Below are 3430 nucleotides of genomic sequence, written 5' to 3'. Positions count from 1 at the left end.
GGCTGCGGGTTCATGAAGGCTCCTCTATCACGCGACGCTCGCCTACAGCGAAGGGGGCGGGAAAGCTTCCCGGAACAGGCGCCGGGCGTTCTCGGTCGTCCGCTGGGCGAGCACGTCCACCGGCTCCCCCAGCGCCTGGGCCATGCCCGCGAGGATGTGGGGCAGGTAGCCCGGCTCGGAGCGCTGGCCCCGGAAGGGCGTGGGGGCCTGGTCCGGCGAGTCCGTCTCCGCCACCAGCCGCTCCGGGGGAATCACCCGCAGGGCGTCCAGCGGCTTGCGTGCCTCCGCCCAGGTGACGGGGCCGGCGAAGGAGAAGTGGCAGCCCTTCTGGATGTAGAAGCGCGCCAGCTCCGCGCCGCCGCTGTAGCTGTGCATCAGGATGCCGGCGTCCGGCCAGGCCTCCGTCTTCATCAATTCGATGAGCGCCGGGTGCAGCCGGTGGCAGTGCATCAGCACCGGCAGCCCGTGCTTGCGCGCCAGGGCCAGGTGTCCGCGCAGCACGGCCACCTGCCGCTCCAGGGGAGCACCGGGGAGGGATGGCCCGTCCAGGCCGCACTCGCCCACGGCCACCGCGCCGCCCTTCGCGAGCAGCGCGTCCAGCCGCTCCAGGTTCGGGCCGTCGCTCTCCGGCGGCAGGTCCGGCAGGAACTGGGGATGGATGCCCAGGCCCACCTGGATGCGCGCGTCCTGTCGGGGCAGCGCGAGCAGCGGCTCCCAGGTCTCCGGTCCCACGGCGGGGATGAGGATGCCGTGGAGGCCCGCGGCCCAGGCGCGCGTGACGACGTCCGGACGGTCCGGGTCGAAGCGAGATGCGTCCAGATGGCAGTGCGTGTCGATCATTGAGCACCCTTTTCCCAATCCCAGTTCAATCACGGACAGCCTCGGATGACGTGCCCTTCAGGGCTTCTCGTCCCCCGCGAACGGGAAGCTATGACGCGCGCCCCTGACTGAGGAGGCATGTGCATGACCAAGCGAGTGGTGTGGGGTGCGCTTTTCGGAGCGCTGGCGATGGTGGTGACGGGTTGTGGTGATGAGTGCGTCGACCAGTTCGACTGCCGCGACAAGGGGACGCCCCCTGAGGGCCAGGTCTGGTCCTGCAACGCTGACAACAACTGCGAGCTGCGCACGCTGACGCCTCCTCCCGAGGAGGATGCGGGCACGGAGACGGACGCCGGTACGGAGGTCGATGCCGGGACGGACGCGGGCACGGACGTGGATGCGGGCACCGACGCGGGCACGGAGGTCGACGCCGGGACGGATGCGGGCATGACGGTGGCCAAGGGCGGCGCGTGCACCGCGTCCGCGGAGTGCATGGCGGGCCTGCGCTGCGAGGCCGCGACCTGTCAGTCGCTCCACATCGCCCTGACGGGCACCGACGGCGGTACCCGCGCCCTCGTGACCGAATTCGACGTGCCGGGCATGACGTCGCTCAGTGATGACGCCGTGGCCAGCGCCTACCCGCGCTTCGGCCCGGGCGGCACCCAGGTGGCCTTCGTGCAGGGCGACGTCACCGGCCCCACGGGTGAGCTCGCGGTGCGCGCCCTGCCGCTCGCGGCCGCGCCCACCGTGCTGACGACGGGCGGTGGCACCCGCATCCGCTACACCGAATGGGAGCCGGGCAACGTGATTGCCTGGGTGCGTGGCTCGTCCGGCATCTCCACCATCCCGGGGACGGGCGGCACGGCGACGCAGGTCACCGCGACCGGCACCTTCCCGGACTTCGGCCCGAACGGCGTGGACTACGCGTACAGCGCTTCCGGTTCGGGCATCCAGGTCTCCACCGGTGGCGCCGCTCCGGCCCCGCTGGCCGGGACGCCGACGTCCGCCGAGCAGCCGCACTACAACCGCGTCACCTCGCAGTTGCTGTTCCTGGCCAACCCGGACGGCAAGACGGTGAACTTCGGCGCGGATGTCACCCCGATCCTCAAGCTGTACTCGCTGCCCGTGACGGGGGGCGGCACCCCGTCGCTGCTCGCGGATGCCTCCTCCGACGCCGTGACCGGCGGCACCGTGGAGTCCTACATCGCGAACCCGAACTGGGCGCCGGATGGCAGTTGGGTGGCGTACGTGCGCGCCTACTACCAACTGGTCGGCACCGCGGCCACGCTCTGCGGCAACGTGGGCGCGACCCTGTGCGGGACGACCCCGGGCAACGTCCTCTTCCTCCAGCGCGTGAACACCACCACGGGCGCGGCGGAGGGCGCGGCGGTGCCCTTCGCGGATGAGGCCACGCTGCCGTCCTTCTCTCCGGATGGTTACTTCCTGGCCTACGTGCAGGGCGGCCAACTGCTGGTGTGGCGGATCGACCCGGCCACCGGCGCCAAGGTCGGCACCGTCATCTCCCACCCGAAGGACACGTACACGGTGCTGACGAACGAGGGTGACGACCACCGCCCGCGCTGGCAGCCCCGGTAGTCCTCCTCGGAGTTGAAAGCCCCGGCAACCGGGGCTTCCCGGCCCGCGTTCCCCGTTTCAACGGGAGAACGCGGGCCGTCGTCCGTGCGGGTGCGAAGTGATGAGCCCACCGGTGCGAAGTGACGAACGCGGTCAGTGGGTGTCGCGCTGAACCCGCTCCCGGGGCCCGTGATGCGTCCGAAGCGGTCCACGCGACGGGACGCAAGGCGCGTCCGGACGCACGCAGGAGGCGTCCACCGGAGGGGGGCCGACGCGGGCTCGAAGGGGGCTCGAAGTGGGGTCGGGAACGTCGGAGCCGTGGCGCCTTCGGACCCTGGAGCGGGCACCGTGAAGGGCCGGGACGTGCTTCGACAGGTTGAAGGGGGACAAGCACTCCACCCGCGCCAGCGGAAGCGGCACCTGGTGGCTTGAGGCTGACAGCCGTGTCGCGACGGTCCTTGCGTGCGCGCCCCTGTTTTCGGAGCACGGCCCGAGTGAGGACCGGGGGACTGCGTCAGCCTTCGACGACGATGCGGCGACCCAGCGCGCGGGTCATCTGCGGGGACGTCACGAGCTCCAGCACGCCGCTCATCTCACCGCCAGCCGTGTCGAACGCCGCGGCGATGACCTCTCCCAGGGTGAGCTGCGCCTTCTGGGCCACCACGCGCGCGCGCTTCGCCGTCCGCCGCAGCGCCGGCATCACCCGCCGACCCTGCCGCCGCACCGTCGTGACACCACTCGTCTTGCCTGCGGTTCGCTTCGCCATGGTTCCTCCCGCCACTTCCCACTGCGCGGGTGAGTACACCTTGGGTCTGACATCATGCAGGCAGGGTGCCAGGGCTCAGTCTCCCTGGCGGGTCCCAGAATCCGGGGGGTTCCCTGTCAAATAGGGGGTTTCCGTGGGGTAGGACGGCCCACCCAGAGCGTGTAGCGCGCGTCCGGATAGAGCGCGTAGGCGATGAACTTGTTGAGGCTGTCCACGCCCTCGTCCACCAGGTCGAAGAAGACGACGCCGTTCTCGTAGCGGGCCTTCTCG

Annotated in this window: 3 protein-coding genes; 1 reads left to right on the top strand and 2 read right to left on the bottom strand. The window is 70.9% G+C overall.

What is annotated here, in order from left to right:
* Positions 1-42 precede the first annotated feature (42 nt).
* Positions 43-840 carry a TatD family hydrolase gene (locus tag D7V88_RS39925; RefSeq protein ID WP_120545745.1) on the bottom strand — a complete coding sequence of 266 codons (798 nt, stop codon included), beginning with the start codon at positions 838-840 and terminating at the stop codon, positions 43-45.
* 123 nt (positions 841-963) lie between these two features.
* On the opposite strand from D7V88_RS39925, the gene D7V88_RS39920 reads away from it, so the two are divergent.
* Positions 964-2415 (top strand): TolB family protein, encoded by a 1452-nt coding sequence (locus D7V88_RS39920; RefSeq protein ID WP_120545744.1) that lies wholly within the window; start codon positions 964-966, stop codon positions 2413-2415.
* Positions 2416-2908: 493 nt separating this feature from the next.
* Here the strand turns inward: D7V88_RS39920 and D7V88_RS39915 are convergent, their stop codons facing one another.
* Positions 2909-3160, bottom strand: coding sequence for a hypothetical protein (locus tag D7V88_RS39915; RefSeq protein WP_120545743.1), 252 nt, complete (start codon positions 3158-3160; stop codon positions 2909-2911).
* Between the last annotated feature and the right edge of the window lie 270 nt (positions 3161-3430).

It is taken from the genome of Corallococcus terminator, from assembly GCF_003611635.1.
Taxonomy (GTDB): Bacteria; Myxococcota; Myxococcia; order Myxococcales; family Myxococcaceae; genus Corallococcus; species Corallococcus terminator.
This window is presented reverse-complemented; position numbering and strand designations above follow the sequence as displayed.

Excerpts from the sequence above, each read along its gene's own strand:
- D7V88_RS39915 (WP_120545743.1), bottom strand. The coding sequence starts at position 3,160 with ATGGCGAAGCGAACCGCAGGCAAGACGAGTGGTGTCACGACGGTGCGG.
- D7V88_RS39925 (WP_120545745.1), bottom strand. The coding sequence starts at position 840 with ATGATCGACACGCACTGCCATCTGGACGCATCTCGCTTCGACCCGGAC.
- D7V88_RS39920 (WP_120545744.1), top strand. The coding sequence starts at position 964 with ATGACCAAGCGAGTGGTGTGGGGTGCGCTTTTCGGAGCGCTGGCGATG.